Raw genomic sequence first — 15758 nt, 5'->3', positions numbered from 1 at the left:
TATATGTTAAAGTATCATGATTTACCTTTGACGACTAATTCGTTGTCTTCGATATCTAAATCCACATGTTTAACGTCTGTATGATCTAAATAATAATCTGTTATTTTGTCACGCACTTGTTGTTCAACAATACGTCTTAATGGGCGTGCGCCTAAGTCTTCATCATAACCTTCTTCAATTAACCAATCTTTTGCATCTTGAGAGACATTCATCGTAATACCTTTTTTATCTAATGTTACTTGGACATCATCCAACAATAAATTAATGATTTCTTGTAGTGACTCTTTATCTAGGTGTAAGAATTCCACAATACCATTGAAGCGGTTAAGAAATTCAGGGCGGAAGAATTTTTTCATTTCTTGCATAATGTCATCGTATTCTTGGTCTGTACCGTTACCAAAACCAGCGTTTGACGTACAAATAATGATTGTGTTTTTAAAGTTGATGACGTTACCTTGACCATCTGTTAAATTACCATCATCCATCACTTGTAGTAATAATGTTAATATTTGTGGATTAGCCTTTTCAATTTCATCAAATAGAATGACTGAATATGGATTGCGTCGTACTTTTTCAGTTAATGTATTTGAATTATCGTCATAACCGACATAACCAGCAGTTGTACCAATCATTTTAGAAACAGCAGTAGTATCACTATATTCACTCATATCAAGTCGAATCAGTGCCTCTTTATTACCAAATAAATCAATGGCTAACTGTTTGGCAAGCTCTGTTTTACCAACACCAGTAGGACCGACAAATAGGAAGCTACCAATTGGACGATTGCCATCATCAAAACCAGCTCGATTACGACGAATGGCACGAGAAACCATTTCTACAGCTTTATCTTGACCGATGATTTTACTTCTTAAACGACTAGAAATATTTTTTAAACGTTCAATGTCATTGGCATCCATTTGAGATACAGGAATACCAGTTAATCGTTGAATGGTATCAGAAATATCGTGCACCGTTGCTACTGCAGTATGTTCACCATTACTGTTTTCTAATTTATCTTGTAGAGATTTAATTACATTTTGAATGTCATCTGCTTTTTTATATTCTTCAGCACTTACAGCTTTACGCTTATCATGTTCCAATTCAGAAATACGTTTTTCAGTCGCGACTTTATCAATAGCAGGGCTTTGTGCAGATAAATGTGCAGCTGTAATATCTAATACATCGATTGCTTTGTCAGGCAATAAGCGTTGTGGAATATATTGAATGGATAAGTCTACACATGCCTTTAATACGTCATCAGGTAATTTGACTTGATGGTGTGTTTCAAATTTTTCGCGAATACCTTTTAAAATTTCAACAGTATCTTTAGCGCTTGGTTCACTAACAAGCACTTCATTAAATCTGCGCGTTAATGCAGCATCTTTAAGAATATTATTGCGATATTCATCTTGAGTCGTTGCACCTATAATTGAAATTTCACCACGACTTAATGCTGGTTTTAAAATATCAGATAACCCTTTACTACCGGAATCACTTCCTGTTGCGCCGGAACCGATGATTTGGTGAATTTCGTCAAAGAAGAGCACAGCATTTTGTGATGATTTAACGCCTTCAACTAACTTTTGGATGTTTTCTTCAAAGGCGCCACGATATTGCGTTCCAGCTTCAAGCGATGAAATATCTATAGATATAATTTCTTTATCTTTGATTGCTGCAGGTACGTTCCCTTCAACGATTGCTTGCGCTAAACCTTCGACAATCGCAGTTTTACCAACTCCAGCTTCTCCGACTAGGATAGGATTGTTTTTAGTGCGTCTACTTAAGACTTCTGCAGTTTCTTGGATTTCTTTATCACGACCGATGACTGGATCTAATAATCCGTCACGAGCCTCTTGCGTTAAGTTACGACCAATTTGTTCTAGATAATTGCCATTGCCACTTTGTTGACCTTGTTGTCTTAGTGCTGCTTGTTGAAAAGCTTGCGCACTTTGTTCGGCAGAATGATTACCACCTTGTTGCGTAAATTGTGCTAATTCTTCCGGTGAAACTTCTTTACCATTAATATAGTATTTCTTGTTACTAGTCTGATTTGAGTTTTGCATGTCTTGCATCATTCTTCGTAAAATAGAATCGAAGTCACTATTGAAAAAATTGTTATTCATAAACATCACCTCTAAAATTTTAAACTAATAAGTAAAAGAAAATACATTGAAACTATATGCAAACTATAAACAATGGCAATTCTATTTTTCCACCATTGTAGTTTTAAAAACGGCGCATTGTAGGCACTTTATGAACTTTTTGTGTAATTTTTGAAGTAAGTAAGAATTTAAAAGTAAATATTAATCAATGGTTAAGAAATGTATGTGTTGATACATAGTTAATTAAGAAATGGTATATTGTGTTGGTAGTCTATGTGAATTTTGATTTGGAAGTGAATAGTTGATCTTGATAAAGCATAAAGTGTTAATCATTTTCATAAAGTTAAATGAATAGTATGATGATGCAAAAGGAGTGTGTGTTTATGGTATATAAGAGTTACTATGATTCGCCTGTAGGACGATTGGAACTTGTGAGTGATGGGGTAAGTCTGACCGCTGTTTTGTTTGAAAATCAACAAGATGATAGTACTAGGGAAGAAAATACGTCTTTAGCGATATTTAAAGAGGCGACACAGTGGTTAGACGCGTATTTTAAAGGGGACAATCCTGAAATCACAATACCTTTAAAGCCAACAGGTAGTCATTTTCAACAGTGTGTTTGGAATGAATTAAGACGGATTCCTTATGGGACGTTAACAACGTATGGTGCTATTGCCAAAAAAGTAGGCAAGGTACTTGATAAGCCAAAAATGTCAGCCCAAGCGGTTGGAGGTGCAGTCGGAAGTAATCCATTATCTATTATCGTGCCATGTCATCGTGTTGTCGGTAAAACGGGTAGCTTAACAGGATTCGGTGGAACGATTAATAATAAAATTAAGCTGTTAGAGTTGGAGAATATCGATATGTCAAAGCTTTATGTACCAAAACATAGCACGAAGCCGTAACGTATAAATATGTTAGAAAAATAAATCTATGCATTGTTAAATACGTTAAATTATTTTAAAAACTAATCAAACTAAATTAATGATAATTTTAGAAAATTAACATCTAGAAATATTGATATATAGATCATTCGGTAATAACATTAAATTGCGCGCAAAGCATTTGATGCATTTAATCTTAAATGAGAAAAGGATGATCTGAAAATGAAAGCGAAACTATGTTTTTTATTGACAACTTTGGCATTTTTGATTGCAGTAACGGGATCTATTGGAATAGCAGAAGTAAAAGCAAAAACAACTGGATTGATTACAGAAAATAGTAATGACAGTTTAAAAGAGCATTATGCACAAAAATTTGAAGTTTATACGAATAAAGAAGTAACAGGAGTTGGGGAAAATTATATAGACGCGAAAGTTGACACCTACAATGTACGGACAGTGCTCTACAACACTGATTATTTGAAACAGTTTAAAAATCAAGACAAAGTTAATATATGGGGAACATTATATGAAAACCAACAATCTAAAGTATATCGTGGCACAGTAGTTAAGTATGATCCTATATCAAAAGTAACTAACTTATCTTATAGAATGAACTTGTTTGTTAACGGTCATCAAACTAAAGTCAATCCAGACAGTTTATTAGAAGTTAAGAATAAACAGATTTCTCTAAAAGAAACAGATTTTAGAATTAGAAAATATTTATTAGAAAAAGAACACCTATATAGTAATTACAATTCAGGGGAACTAATTGTAGAAATGAAAAATGGAGCAAGACATAAAATAGATTTAGGCGACATATTGAGCGACTCACAAGAAAAAACGTTTGATTTTGATAATATTAGTCATATAGATATTTATATGAAATAGGTCGTTCCAACATAAAATGCGTCTAGGGTACTTTGACTTTGACAATTTAAAATAGAATAGCTTAGGACATTAAGTTCTTAGGAAAACTTCAATAATATGTCAAATAGGCATAATGAATTCATTCAAGACGAAGCATTATAAATAGAAAACAGCAGTAAGACGATTTCGATGAGAAGCTGTCTTACTGCTGTTTTTAGGTTGTATTTAAATGTCTTTCAAATACACAGATTACTCTGGTCTGTGATATTCGCGAACGTTATTTTCAATATTTGATAAGTAGAAAATATGACGATCTTCATGAACAGCATCTTGTTCTTCGTCAAAGTCAACGTCATCAAAACGTTTGAAGAATGTTTCATATGCATCAACAGATACTTCAGTACGGTTATTTAATAATGCTTTGTGCGCAGCCTGATCTAAATGATCTTTGTAGCCTTCAACTAATGTCGCACTATAAAATTCACCAACTGAACCTGAGCCATAACTGAATAAACCGATTGTTTCACCAGCTTGTAAATCACGATTTTCAAGTAATGATATTAGGCTTAAATATAATGATCCAGTATAAATATTACCGACATAACGGTTATAATCTACAGCATCTTCATATCCTGAACGTAAACGCTCTTGAGTTGTTTCATCAGCGTTATCAATGATTGACTCTAATGCCTTTTTACCCATTTTTGTAAATGGAACATGGAAGCATAGTGATGCGAAGTCAGCTAGCGACTTACCTTGACGTTTTGCGTATTCATTCCAGCTTTGTTGGAATGAGCGGATATAAGCATCTTTAGATAATGCACCATCAACTAATGGATATTTATGTCCAGTTGGACGCCAGAAATCATAAACGTCTTCAGTGTAAGCAACAGCATCTTCATTTAATGCCAAAATGCTTGGATTATGTGCAATAACCATCGCAACTGCGCCAGCACCTTGTGTTGGCTCGCCGCCTGAATTCAATCCATAACGTGCTGTATCTGTAGCAATAACTAATACTTTTTCATTCGGTCTAGTTGCTAAATAATCTTTAGCTAATTGAATTGCTGGTGTTGCAGCATAACAAGCTTCTTTCATTTCAAAGCAACGTGCAAAAGGTTGAATACCTAATAAGTTGTGAATTTGAACAGCGGCTGCTTTAGCAGCATCAACTGCTGATTCAGTTGCCACAATTACCATACCAATTTTCTTTTTATCTTCGTCTGTTATAATGTCCTTAGCAGCGTTAGCGCCCATTGAAACGATGTCTTGATTTACAGGACTAACAGCCATTTCAGTTTGACCAATTCCAATTAAAAATTTGTTTGGGTCTACTTGGCGTGCTTCTGCTAATTTAGCCATGTCTACATAGTACTTTGGAACGTAAAAGTTTATTTTGTCGATACCTATTGTCATAAGGTTTTACATCCTTTCAAATTTATAAAAGCAACACTTGTATCATATCAGAATATGCTAATCTTATACAAAGAAATACACTAAATTTAAAAATGATTTGACGTTTCTTGTAAGCGTTTTAATTTACCTTGCTTTATTTTATAGTTAAAACAACAATTATTCAATTGAATTTTAAGACGAATAACGTTATTTTATGGTAAAAATAGTAGTGATTGAAATGTTAAAAAATTATGTGAAGTAAAAGGAGTATGTCCATGCAAAGTTTAGATAAGAATTTCCGACATTTATCTCGTCAACAAAAGTTACAACAATTGGTAGATAAGCAATGGTTATCAGAAGAGCAATTCAACATTTTATTGAATCATCCATTAATTGATGAGGAAGTAGCAAATAGTTTAATTGAAAATGTCATCGCGCAAGGTGCATTACCCGTTGGATTATTACCGAATATCATTGTGGACGATAAGGCATATGTTGTACCTATGATGGTGGAAGAGCCTTCAGTTGTCGCTGCAGCTAGTTATGGTGCAAAGCTAGTGAATCAGACTGGCGGATTTAAAACGGTATCTTCTGAACGTATTATGATAGGTCAAATCGTCTTTGATGGCGTTGACGATACTGAAAAATTATCAGCAGACATTAAAGCTTTAGAAAAGCAAATTCATAAAATTGCGGATGAGGCATATCCTTCTATTAAAGCGCGTGGTGGTGGTTACCAACGTATAGCTATTGATGCATTTCCTGAGCAACAGTTACTATCTTTAAAAGTATTTGTTGATACGAAAGATGCTATGGGCGCTAATATGCTTAATACGATTTTAGAGGCCATAACTGCATTTTTAAAAAATGAATTTCCGCAAAGCGACATTTTAATGAGTATTTTATCCAATCATGCAACAGCGTCCGTTGTTAAAGTTCAAGGCGAAATTGATGTTAAAGATTTAGCAAGGGGCGAGAGAACTGGAGAAGAGGTTGCCAAACGAATGGAACGTGCTTCTGTATTGGCACAAGTTGATATTCATCGTGCTGCAACACATAATAAAGGTGTTATGAATGGCATACATGCCGTTGTTTTAGCAACAGGAAATGATACGCGTGGTGCAGAAGCAAGTGCGCATGCATACGCAAGTAGAGATGGACAATATCGTGGTATTGCAACATGGAGATACGATCAAAAACGTCAACGTTTAATTGGTACAATAGAAGTGCCTATGACATTGGCAATCGTTGGCGGTGGTACAAAAGTATTACCAATTGCTAAAGCTTCATTAGAATTGCTAAATGTAGATTCAGCACAAGAATTAGGTCATGTAGTTGCTGCCGTTGGTTTAGCACAAAACTTTGCAGCATGTCGCGCGCTCGTTTCCGAAGGTATCCAGCAAGGCCATATGAGCTTGCAATATAAATCTTTAGCTATTGTTGTAGGTGCAAAAGGTGATGAAATTGCGCAAGTAGCTGAAGCATTGAAGCAAGAACCCCGTGCGAATACACAAGTAGCTGAACGCATTTTACAAGATTTAAGAAGCCAACAATAATCAAATGCGAATAGCGATTTTAAAGAAAAGTTTAAGTCAGTCCATCGTAGCACTTAAATAAATTAATATGAACAAAAAATAAAAAACTTCTATCACACGCATACAGGAATTTGAAGCGTTCGTGATAGAAGTTTTTTGATTAGTAAATATAGTTAAAGTTACGTGCTGCCTTTTTGCTTAGTACACGTGTATTGTATTTTAATGGGCGATAAAAGTTGTATTCTGAAACTTTAATACTACCGTTTTTATATACTTGTTCAACAACTGCGACATGTCCATAATATCCTGCAGTTGATTGCATGACAGCAAATTTTCTTGGTGTACGACCAGTCGCATATTTTGATTTACGTGCATTGTAATACCAATTTTTAGCATTGCCCCATCTATTAGAAACAGGTTTGCCGACTTGTGCGCGACGTTTAAATGCCCACCATGTACATTGGTTTTTACTATAATAATTAACTGCGGCATGCGATTGATGCGTTTGTTCGACGGATTGATAAGTGAAATCTGCTGAGAAAAGTACTGCAAAAGCAATTAATAAACGAATTAGTATCTTTTTATATTCCATTTTTATCTCCCAAGTTAATTTTTTTCTTTATTCAACGTTATTTATGATAACAAAATTTTTTTAGAAAACAATGCAAGCAATCAACAATAAAAGTAACTGTAATGAAGCTGTCATATAAAGTGTTAAATTGTAATAAAAATGGATTTTTTTCATAAAATGTAGAAATTCATGTATCTAACAATTAATTGTCATAGTGATACAAAGATGTCAGGATTGATTAACAGCGGATATTAGTGGGAAAATATAAAATGATTTAAAAGAAAAGATACCTGGTTCTATAACGGAAAGAAAATAGCAATCACAACATAATAAATGAAGCAATAGCATTAAAAATAGCGCCCTGCAATCAGAGCGCTAACATGAGATGATGTGACTCCATGTATTCATGTATCATTGTACATTTGTGAATTGGTTGAAAACTGATAGTGCCCGTTTAATTACAGGTACTGAGATGCTTTCAGGACATGGATTTGTTCGAAAATATGACAATATTTCACTATGGCTCTTCACTTCTCTAGGGAAATTGCTATCTTGATTAATCCAATCAACCAATTCACCTAATGGTGTGTCATCACCAAGAAAATTTTGCATAAATTCGTAAAAGCTCAATACCTCACCTCGATTAATATACTTGAGCCATTATTATAATAACATAAAAGAATGTGTATTTTACATGAAACTTTTTATAAAGCAATTTTATAAATCTAAATTTATTGAATGTTTAAGAAGTTGTGTATAATGAAATAAACGTGTTGAAATAGTTAGGATGATGTTAGTGGATATCAAACATATGAAATATTTTATTGAAGTCGTAAAGCAAGGAGGCATGACTAATGCTTCCAAATCATTATATATTGCACAACCTACAATTAGTAAAGCAATTAAAGATATTGAAAATGAAATGGGCACGCCCTTATTTGATAGAAGTAAAAGACATTTAATACTTACCGATGCAGGTCAAATTTTTTATGAGAAAAGTAAAGAAATTGTTGCACTGTATGATTATTTACCATCTGAAATGGAACGCTTGAATGGACTGGAAACAGGGCATATAAACATGGGCATGTCGGCAGTCATGAATATGAAGATTCTTATCAATATTCTTGGTGCATTCCATCAACAATATCCAAATGTTACATATAATTTAATAGAAAATGGCGGAAAAACGATTGAGCAGCAAATTATCAATGATGAAGTAGATATAGGCGTGACCACTTTGCCAGTCGATCACCATATTTTCGATTATACTACCCTAGATAAGGAAGATTTGCGACTTATCGTGAGCAGAGAACATCGACTCGCAAAATATGAAACCGTTAAACTCGAAGATTTAGCAGGTGAAGACTTCATTTTATTTAATAAAGACTTTTACTTGAATGATAAAATTATTGAAAATGCTAAAAACGTTGGCTTTGTTCCGAATACTGTAGCGCAAATTTCACAATGGCATGTTATAGAAGATTTAGTTACGAATGAATTAGGTATTAGTATTTTACCAACATCAATTTCAGAGCAACTAAATGGAGATGTGAAGCTACTACGCATTGAAGATGCGCATGTACATTGGGAATTAGGTGTTGTTTGGAAGAAGGATAAACAATTAAGTCATGCCACAACGAAATGGATAGAATTTTTGAAAAATCGTTTAGGCTAACATATTAATACAGCACTCATTATTTAAGGCGCATCATTACGTGGGTCATTGAAATAATGAGTGTTTTTTTGTGAAAATGAAGTGAAATTTAGAGAGCGTTTCCATAGAAAATAGTAATACAAACTATAAAAAAAGAGTATTTTTATATTGTGTACGCCATCTTTATAATAGTTATTGTAACAATTTAGACATATTTAGAAAGGGATGGCGCCATGCACAAAGTCCAATTAATAATCAAACTACTACTACAACTAGGAATCATCATTGTGATTACTTATATTGGCACAGAAATTCAAAAGATTTTTCATCTTCCCTTAGCCGGCAGTATTGTTGGTCTATTTTTATTTTATTTACTATTACAATTTAAGATTGTACCGCTAACTTGGGTAGAAGACGGTGCAAACTTTTTATTAAAGACGATGGTCTTTTTCTTCATACCGTCAGTTGTAGGTATTATGGATGTTGCTTCCGAAATTACACTAAATTATATACTCTTTTTCGCAGTCATTATCATAGGAACATGTATCGTTGCATTATCATCAGGTTATATTGCTGAAAAAATGTCTGTTAAACATAAACATCGTAAAGGTGTAGACGCTTATGAATGATTACGTGCAAGCCTTATTAATGATTTTGTTGACTGTCGTTTTATTTTATTTCGCTAAAAGGTTACAACAAAAATATCCGAACCCATTTTTGAATCCAGCATTAATTGCATCTTTAGGAATTATTTTTGTCTTACTTATCTTTGGAATTAGTTATAACGGGTATATGAAAGGTGGCAGTTGGATCAACCATATTTTAAACGCAACGGTCGTATGTTTAGCGTACCCACTTTATAAAAATAGAGAGAAAATTAAAGACAATGTCTCTATCATTTTTGCAAGTGTATTAACTGGCGTCATGCTGAATTTCATGTTAGTGTTCTTAACACTTAAAGCATTTGGCTATTCTAAAGACGTCATTGTAACGTTATTGCCCCGATCTATAACAGCCGCAGTAGGTATCGAAGTGTCACATGAACTAGGTGGTACAGATACGATGACCGTACTTTTTATTATCACAACGGGTTTAATCGGTAGTATTTTAGGTTCGATGTTATTAAGATTTGGAAGATTTGAATCTTCTATCGCCAAAGGTTTAACGTATGGGAATGCGTCACATGCATTTGGCACAGCTAAAGCACTAGAAATGGATATTGAATCCGGTGCATTTAGTTCAATTGGGATGATTTTAACTGCAGTTATTAGTTCAGTGTTAATACCTGTTCTAATCTTACTATTTTACTAATTAGAAAAAGACACTAAGAAAGGGAGGCTATTAGTAATAATGGCAAAAATAAAAGCAAATGAAGCATTAGTTAAAGCATTACAAGCATGGGATATAGATCACTTGTATGGTATTCCAGGAGACTCAATCGATGCAGTTGTCGATAGTTTACGTACAGTGAGAGATCAATTTAAATTTTATCATGTACGTCATGAAGAAGTAGCAAGCTTAGCGGCTGCTGGTTACACAAAATTAACTGGTAAAATCGGTGTGGCATTAAGTATCGGTGGCCCTGGTTTAATTCATTTATTAAATGGTATGTACGATGCCAAAATGGATAATGTACCGCAATTAATATTATCTGGACAAACGAATAGTACAGCACTTGGAACGAAAGCATTCCAAGAAACAAATTTACAAAAATTATGTGAAGATGTAGCCGTTTATAATCACCAAATTGAAAAAGGTGACAATGTGTTTGAAATCGTTAACGAAGCAATTCGTACGGCATATGAACAAAAAGGTGTCGCTGTTGTTATTTGTCCTAACGACTTATTAACTGAAAAAATTAAAGATACAACGAATAAACCAGTAGATACATCAAGACCAACAGTTGTATCACCAAAATATAAAGACATCAAAAAAGCGGTTAAACTAATTAATAAAAGTAAAAAGCCTGTCATGTTAATTGGTGTAGGTGCGAAACATGCGAAAGATGAGCTACGTGAATTTATTGAAATGGCTAAAATTCCTGTCATTCATTCATTACCAGCTAAAACAATCTTACCGGATGATCATCCATATAGTATCGGTAACTTAGGTAAAATCGGTACCAAAACATCTTATCAAACAATGCAGGAAGCGGATTTATTAATTATGGTTGGTACAAACTATCCATATGTGGATTACTTACCTAAGAAAAATATTAAAGCCATTCAAATTGACACAAATCCTAAAAATATCGGACATCGTTTCAATATTAATGTGGGAATTGTTGGAGATAGTAAAATTGCGTTGCATCAGTTAACTGAAAATATTAAACATGTTGCTGAAAGACCATTCTTAATCAAAACGTTAGAACGTAAAGCGGTTTGGGATAAATGGATGGAACAAGATAAAAATAATAATAGTAAACCATTACGTCCAGAACGATTAATGACATCAATCAATAAATTTATTAAAGATGATGCAGTGATTTCAGCAGATGTAGGTACAGCAACAGTTTGGTCAACTCGTTACTTAAACCTTGGTGTAAATAACAAGTTCATCATTTCAAGTTGGTTAGGTACAATGGGTTGCGGTCTTCCAGGTGCAATGGCATCAAAAATTGCATATCCAAATAGACAAGCCATCGCAATTGCTGGTGACGGTGCATTCCAAATGGTGATGCAGGACTTTGCAACAGCTGTACAATATGATTTACCTTTAACAGTGTTTGTTCTAAATAATAAGCAATTAGCGTTTATTAAATATGAACAACAAGCTGCTGGTGAATTAGAATATGCGGTTGATTTCTCTGATATGGATCATGCCAAATTTGCTGAAGCAGCAGGTGGTAAAGGTTATACAATTAAAAGTGCTAGCGAAGTAGATGCTATTGTAGAAGAGGCACTAGCACAAGATGTACCAACAATTGTAGATGTTTATGTTGATCCTAATGCTGCGCCATTACCAGGTAAAATTGTAAATGAAGAAGCGCTTGGTTATGGTAAATGGGCATTTAGATCTATTACTGAAGATAAACATTTAGATTTAGATCAAATTCCACCTATTTCAGTTGCAGCAAAACGTTTCTTATAACTGATTGAAAGGTTATCACAATTGAATTGAACTATAAAAACGGTAATTTCTATTTCAACAAAATGGGAATTGCCGTTTTGTTTATTTATCACAAATGATTGTACTGAATTGATGATAAAATTGTGAAAAAGTTGTTGAAAACGCTTTTACAAATATGTATAATAGCTATGAATTACATATCACTTGCGTGTTACTGGTAATGCAGGCATGAGCAAACAACCGTACTATGAGAATAGTCTTGTTTGTTCATGCCTGCTTTTTTGTACATGGAAGCGGAAATTGAGATAGGGGATGTTTATATGTTTAAGAAATTGTTTGGACAATTGCAACGTATCGGTAAAGCATTAATGTTACCTGTTGCGATTTTACCAGCAGCTGGTATTTTATTAGCGTTTGGTAACGCAATGCACAACGAACAATTAGTAGAAATTGCACCATGGTTAAAAAACGATATCATTGTAATGATTTCGTCGGTCATGGAAGCAGCAGGACAAGTTGTATTTGATAACTTGCCATTATTATTTGCAGTTGGTACAGCACTTGGATTAGCAGGAGGAGACGGTGTTGCAGCATTAGCAGCGCTAGTAGGTTACTTAATTATGAATGCAACAATGGGGAAAGTGTTGCACATTACAATTGATGACATTTTCTCATATGCCAAAGGGGCAAAAGAATTAAGTCAAGCAGCAAAAGAACCAGCACATGCCTTAGTATTAGGTATTCCAACGTTACAAACGGGTGTGTTTGGTGGTATTATCATGGGTGCTTTAGCAGCATGGTGCTACAACAAATTTTATAACATTACACTACCACCATTTTTAGGATTCTTTGCAGGTAAACGATTTGTACCGATTGTGACATCGGTCGTAGCGATTGCAACAGGTGTGGTTTTAAGCTTTGCGTGGCCACCAATTCAAGACGGATTAAATAGTTTATCGAATTTCTTATTAAATAAAAATTTAACATTAACAACGTTTATATTCGGTATTATTGAACGCTCATTAATTCCATTTGGTTTACATCATATTTTCTATTCACCGTTCTGGTTTGAATTCGGAAGTTATACAAATCACGCAGGTGAGTTAGTTCGTGGTGACCAACGTATTTGGATGGCACAATTGAAAGATGGCGTACCATTTACTGCTGGTGCATTTACTACTGGTAAATATCCATTCATGATGTTTGGTTTACCAGCGGCAGCATTTGCTATTTATAAAAATGCACGACCAGAACGTAAAAAAGTCGTGGGTGGTTTGATGTTATCAGCAGGATTAACTGCATTTTTAACTGGTATCACTGAGCCATTAGAATTTTCATTCTTATTTGTAGCACCAGTACTTTATGGAATTCACGTATTATTAGCTGGTACATCATTCTTAGTAATGCATTTATTAGGCGTTAAAATTGGTATGACATTCTCAGGTGGTTTCATAGATTATATTTTATATGGTTTATTAAACTGGGATCGTTCACACGCATTATTAGTTATTCCAGTCGGTATTGTATACGCTATCGTGTATTACTTCTTATTCGACTTTGCAATTCGTAAGTTTAAATTGAAAACACCAGGTCGTGAAGATGAAGAAACTGAAATTCGTAACTCTAGTGTCGCAAAATTACCATTTGATGTCTTAGATGCAATGGGTGGAAAAGAAAACATTAAACATTTAGATGCATGTATTACACGTCTGCGCGTAGAAGTGGTTGATAAATCAAAAGTAGATGTAGCAGGTATTAAAGCTTTAGGCGCATCAGGTGTATTAGAAGTTGGAAACAATATGCAAGCTATCTTTGGTCCAAAATCAGATCAAATTAAACATGATATGGCCAAGATTATGAGTGGCGAAATTACGAAACCAAGTGAAACGACAGTGACTGAAGAAATGTCAGATGAACCAGTTCACGTAGAAGCACTTGGAACAACAGACATCTATGCACCAGGTGTCGGTCAAATCATTCCATTATCAGAAGTACCTGATCAAGTATTCGCTGGTAAAATGATGGGTGATGGTGTTGGTTTTATCCCTGAAAAAGGTGAAATTGTAGCACCGTTTGATGGTACAGTGAAAACAATCATCCCTACGAAACATGCGATAGGATTAGAATCTGAAAGTGGTGTCGAAGTACTTATTCATATTGGTATCGATACAGTGAAACTGAATGGTGAAGGATTCGAAAGTCTGATTAACGTTGATGAAAAAGTAACACAAGGTCAACCATTAATGAAAGTGAATTTAGCATACTTGAAAGCGCACGCACCAAGCATCGTTACACCAATGATTATTACAAATCTTGAAAATAAAGAACTTGTCATTGAAGATGTACAAGATGCTGATCCAGGTAAGCTAATTATGACAGTCAAATAATGATTAAAAGTGAAATAGCATATCAAATGAATGAACTTTTAGTCATTCGTAGTGCGTATGCGAAGTAGCGAGTTGAAAGAGAATACGTTACAAAAGGCAGTAGCTTAAAATGAAGCTACTGCCTTTTTAGTGCGCAATGATGTATAGCAGGTGTGTTGATGAGAATAAGTTAAATATTAGTGTTAGATATAGAAAACATTGCTTATGTTTATGTCACATTTTAGAAAAATGCATCTTCGCGACTAGCCAAATTAATAGCGTCATTGAAAAGTTTGATTTTCCGTAATAAAGTTCAATTGCTTGTATTTTTATCATGAAAGTAATAAAAATAAATTAACATGATTTTAAATCTATTTGTAAGATAAGGAGATTTGTCGTTATGACAACTGAAGGTCTATTAGTTGCAGAGAAAGAAATCGAAGTGAATGGTTACGACATTGATGCGATGGGTGTCGTTAGTAATATCGTTTATATTAGATGGTTCGAAGATTTGAGAACAGTGTTTATTAATCAGCACATGAATTACTCAACAATGATCAATCAAGGCATTTCACCTATACTTATGAAAACGGAAGCAGAATATAAAGTACCTGTCACAATACATGACAAACCAGTAGGCCGTATTTACTTAGTTAAAGCAAGCAAGATGAAATGGGTGTTTCAGTTTGAAATTGTGTCCGCACATGGCGTGCATTGTATTGGTACACAGACAGGCGGTTTTTACAGATTGAGCGATAAGAAGATTACCTCTGTGCCACAAGTATTTCAAGACATTTTAGCAACAAAATAATGACTTCATTTTAAAATATAAAAAGTAAGAAGGTGTTCGAAATGGTTAAGCAATTAAATAGTGTCGAAGCATTCCGTGAATTTATTCATCAATATCCGTTAGCAGTTGTACATGTCATGCGCGATCAGTGTAGCGTGTGTCATGCCGTTTTACCACAAATTGAAGACTTGATGCAATCATATCCCAATGTGCCATTAGCTGTGATTAATCAAAGTCAGGTGGAAGCTATTGCTGGAGAATTAAATATTTTCACTGTACCTGTGGATTTAATTTTTATGAATGGAAAAGAAATGCATCGTCAAGGGCGTTTTATCGATATGCAACGTTTTGAACATCATCTTAAGCAAATGAATGATAGTGTGAATAACGATGTCGATGAGCATTAATATCGCAAATGATTAGCATTGCTAAGATTATGTAGACATCATAACTTATTTCCCAGTAAATATTGGTAGTAATTAGAATCAGCATGGTACAGTAGAACTATAGTAGAAATCATCAAAG

At 34.3% G+C, this 15758-nt stretch carries 14 protein-coding genes; 10 read left to right on the top strand and 4 right to left on the bottom strand.

What is annotated here, in order from left to right; genetic code table 11:
* Nucleotides 1-14: 14 nt before the first annotated feature.
* Nucleotides 15-2123 carry an ATP-dependent Clp protease ATP-binding subunit ClpL gene (clpL, locus tag IDG45_RS01655; protein ID WP_001063328.1) on the bottom strand — a complete coding sequence of 703 codons (2109 nt, stop codon included), beginning with the start codon at nucleotides 2121-2123 and terminating at the stop codon, nucleotides 15-17.
* A 362-nt stretch (nucleotides 2124-2485) separates the two neighbouring features.
* Between clpL and IDG45_RS01650 the strand changes: the two genes are divergently transcribed.
* Nucleotides 2486-3007, top strand: coding sequence for a methylated-DNA--[protein]-cysteine S-methyltransferase (locus IDG45_RS01650; RefSeq protein WP_000262603.1), 522 nt, complete (start codon nucleotides 2486-2488; stop codon nucleotides 3005-3007).
* 201 nt (nucleotides 3008-3208) lie between these two features.
* Nucleotides 3209-3874: a staphylococcal enterotoxin type Y gene (gene sey, locus IDG45_RS01645; protein ID WP_031927579.1), complete on the top strand. Its 666-nt coding sequence runs from the start codon at nucleotides 3209-3211 to the stop codon at nucleotides 3872-3874.
* Nucleotides 3875-4102: 228 nt separating this feature from the next.
* Here sey and IDG45_RS01640 read toward each other — a convergent pair whose 3' ends face one another.
* Nucleotides 4103-5269, bottom strand: a complete 1167-nt coding sequence (locus tag IDG45_RS01640) for a hydroxymethylglutaryl-CoA synthase (RefSeq protein WP_000151980.1) — start codon at nucleotides 5267-5269, stop codon at nucleotides 4103-4105.
* 254 nt (nucleotides 5270-5523) lie between these two features.
* Here IDG45_RS01640 and IDG45_RS01635 point away from each other — a divergent pair, with 254 nt between their 5' ends.
* The gene (locus IDG45_RS01635; RefSeq protein ID WP_111063720.1) at nucleotides 5524-6804 is read left to right on the top strand and encodes a hydroxymethylglutaryl-CoA reductase; all 1281 of its coding nucleotides are present in this window, start codon (nucleotides 5524-5526) and stop codon (nucleotides 6802-6804) included.
* 139 nt (nucleotides 6805-6943) lie between these two features.
* On the opposite strand, the gene IDG45_RS01630 is transcribed toward IDG45_RS01635, so the two are convergent.
* Together IDG45_RS01630 and IDG45_RS01625 are read right to left on the bottom strand one after the other, a co-directional pair.
* A complete protein-coding gene (locus IDG45_RS01630; RefSeq protein WP_000455861.1) occupies nucleotides 6944-7375 on the bottom strand; it encodes a CHAP domain-containing protein in 432 nt (143 codons plus the stop codon).
* A 390-nt stretch (nucleotides 7376-7765) separates the two neighbouring features.
* Entirely contained in the window at nucleotides 7766-7984 is a 219-nt protein-coding gene (locus IDG45_RS01625) for a sterile alpha motif-like domain-containing protein (protein WP_000011686.1), read from the bottom strand.
* A gap of 166 nt (nucleotides 7985-8150) precedes the next feature.
* Between IDG45_RS01625 and cidR the strand changes: the two genes are divergently transcribed.
* The 7 genes from cidR to IDG45_RS01590 all read left to right on the top strand — a co-directional run bounded on the left by cidR (nucleotide 8151) and on the right by IDG45_RS01590 (nucleotide 15640).
* The gene (cidR, locus tag IDG45_RS01620) at nucleotides 8151-9029 is read left to right on the top strand and encodes a cidABC operon transcriptional activator CidR (RefSeq protein ID WP_000351762.1); all 879 of its coding nucleotides are present in this window, start codon (nucleotides 8151-8153) and stop codon (nucleotides 9027-9029) included.
* 212 nt (nucleotides 9030-9241) lie between these two features.
* The gene (gene cidA, locus IDG45_RS01615; RefSeq protein ID WP_000549734.1) at nucleotides 9242-9637 is read left to right on the top strand and encodes a holin-like murein hydrolase modulator CidA; all 396 of its coding nucleotides are present in this window, start codon (nucleotides 9242-9244) and stop codon (nucleotides 9635-9637) included.
* Nucleotides 9630-10319 carry an LrgB family protein gene (locus tag IDG45_RS01610; protein WP_001001013.1) on the top strand — a complete coding sequence of 230 codons (690 nt, stop codon included), beginning with the start codon at nucleotides 9630-9632 and terminating at the stop codon, nucleotides 10317-10319. Before cidA ends, IDG45_RS01610 begins: the two co-directional genes overlap by 8 nt.
* Before the next feature lie 39 nt (nucleotides 10320-10358).
* Nucleotides 10359-12098: a pyruvate oxidase gene (locus tag IDG45_RS01605; RefSeq protein WP_042907901.1), complete on the top strand. Its 1740-nt coding sequence runs from the start codon at nucleotides 10359-10361 to the stop codon at nucleotides 12096-12098.
* Between the two features lie 299 nt (nucleotides 12099-12397).
* Entirely contained in the window at nucleotides 12398-14464 is a 2067-nt protein-coding gene (gene ptsG / locus IDG45_RS01600; RefSeq protein WP_111063722.1) for a glucose-specific PTS transporter subunit IIBC, read from the top strand.
* Nucleotides 14465-14843: 379 nt separating this feature from the next.
* Nucleotides 14844-15254 (top strand): acyl-CoA thioesterase, encoded by a 411-nt coding sequence (locus IDG45_RS01595; protein WP_000206039.1) that lies wholly within the window; start codon nucleotides 14844-14846, stop codon nucleotides 15252-15254.
* A gap of 41 nt (nucleotides 15255-15295) precedes the next feature.
* A complete protein-coding gene (locus IDG45_RS01590; protein WP_000240662.1) occupies nucleotides 15296-15640 on the top strand; it encodes a thioredoxin family protein in 345 nt (114 codons plus the stop codon).
* Nucleotides 15641-15758 lie beyond the last annotated feature (118 nt).

It is taken from the genome of Staphylococcus sp. EG-SA-10 (assembly GCF_017151945.1).
In the GTDB taxonomy this organism is placed as follows: Bacteria; Bacillota; Bacilli; order Staphylococcales; family Staphylococcaceae; genus Staphylococcus; species Staphylococcus aureus.
Note: the sequence above shows the minus strand (reverse complement) of the source record. Positions and strands in the feature narration are given on the sequence as shown.

Excerpts from the sequence above, each read along its gene's own strand:
- clpL (WP_001063328.1), bottom strand. The coding sequence starts at position 2,123 with ATGAATAACAATTTTTTCAATAGTGACTTCGATTCTATTTTACGAAGA.
- IDG45_RS01650 (WP_000262603.1), top strand. The coding sequence starts at position 2,486 with ATGGTATATAAGAGTTACTATGATTCGCCTGTAGGACGATTGGAACTT.
- sey (WP_031927579.1), top strand. The coding sequence starts at position 3,209 with ATGAAAGCGAAACTATGTTTTTTATTGACAACTTTGGCATTTTTGATT.
- IDG45_RS01640 (WP_000151980.1), bottom strand. The coding sequence starts at position 5,269 with ATGACAATAGGTATCGACAAAATAAACTTTTACGTTCCAAAGTACTAT.
- IDG45_RS01635 (WP_111063720.1), top strand. The coding sequence starts at position 5,524 with ATGCAAAGTTTAGATAAGAATTTCCGACATTTATCTCGTCAACAAAAG.
- IDG45_RS01630 (WP_000455861.1), bottom strand. The coding sequence starts at position 7,375 with ATGGAATATAAAAAGATACTAATTCGTTTATTAATTGCTTTTGCAGTA.
- cidA (WP_000549734.1), top strand. The coding sequence starts at position 9,242 with ATGCACAAAGTCCAATTAATAATCAAACTACTACTACAACTAGGAATC.
- IDG45_RS01610 (WP_001001013.1), top strand. The coding sequence starts at position 9,630 with ATGAATGATTACGTGCAAGCCTTATTAATGATTTTGTTGACTGTCGTT.
- IDG45_RS01605 (WP_042907901.1), top strand. The coding sequence starts at position 10,359 with ATGGCAAAAATAAAAGCAAATGAAGCATTAGTTAAAGCATTACAAGCA.
- ptsG (WP_111063722.1), top strand. The coding sequence starts at position 12,398 with ATGTTTAAGAAATTGTTTGGACAATTGCAACGTATCGGTAAAGCATTA.
- IDG45_RS01595 (WP_000206039.1), top strand. The coding sequence starts at position 14,844 with ATGACAACTGAAGGTCTATTAGTTGCAGAGAAAGAAATCGAAGTGAAT.
- IDG45_RS01590 (WP_000240662.1), top strand. The coding sequence starts at position 15,296 with ATGGTTAAGCAATTAAATAGTGTCGAAGCATTCCGTGAATTTATTCAT.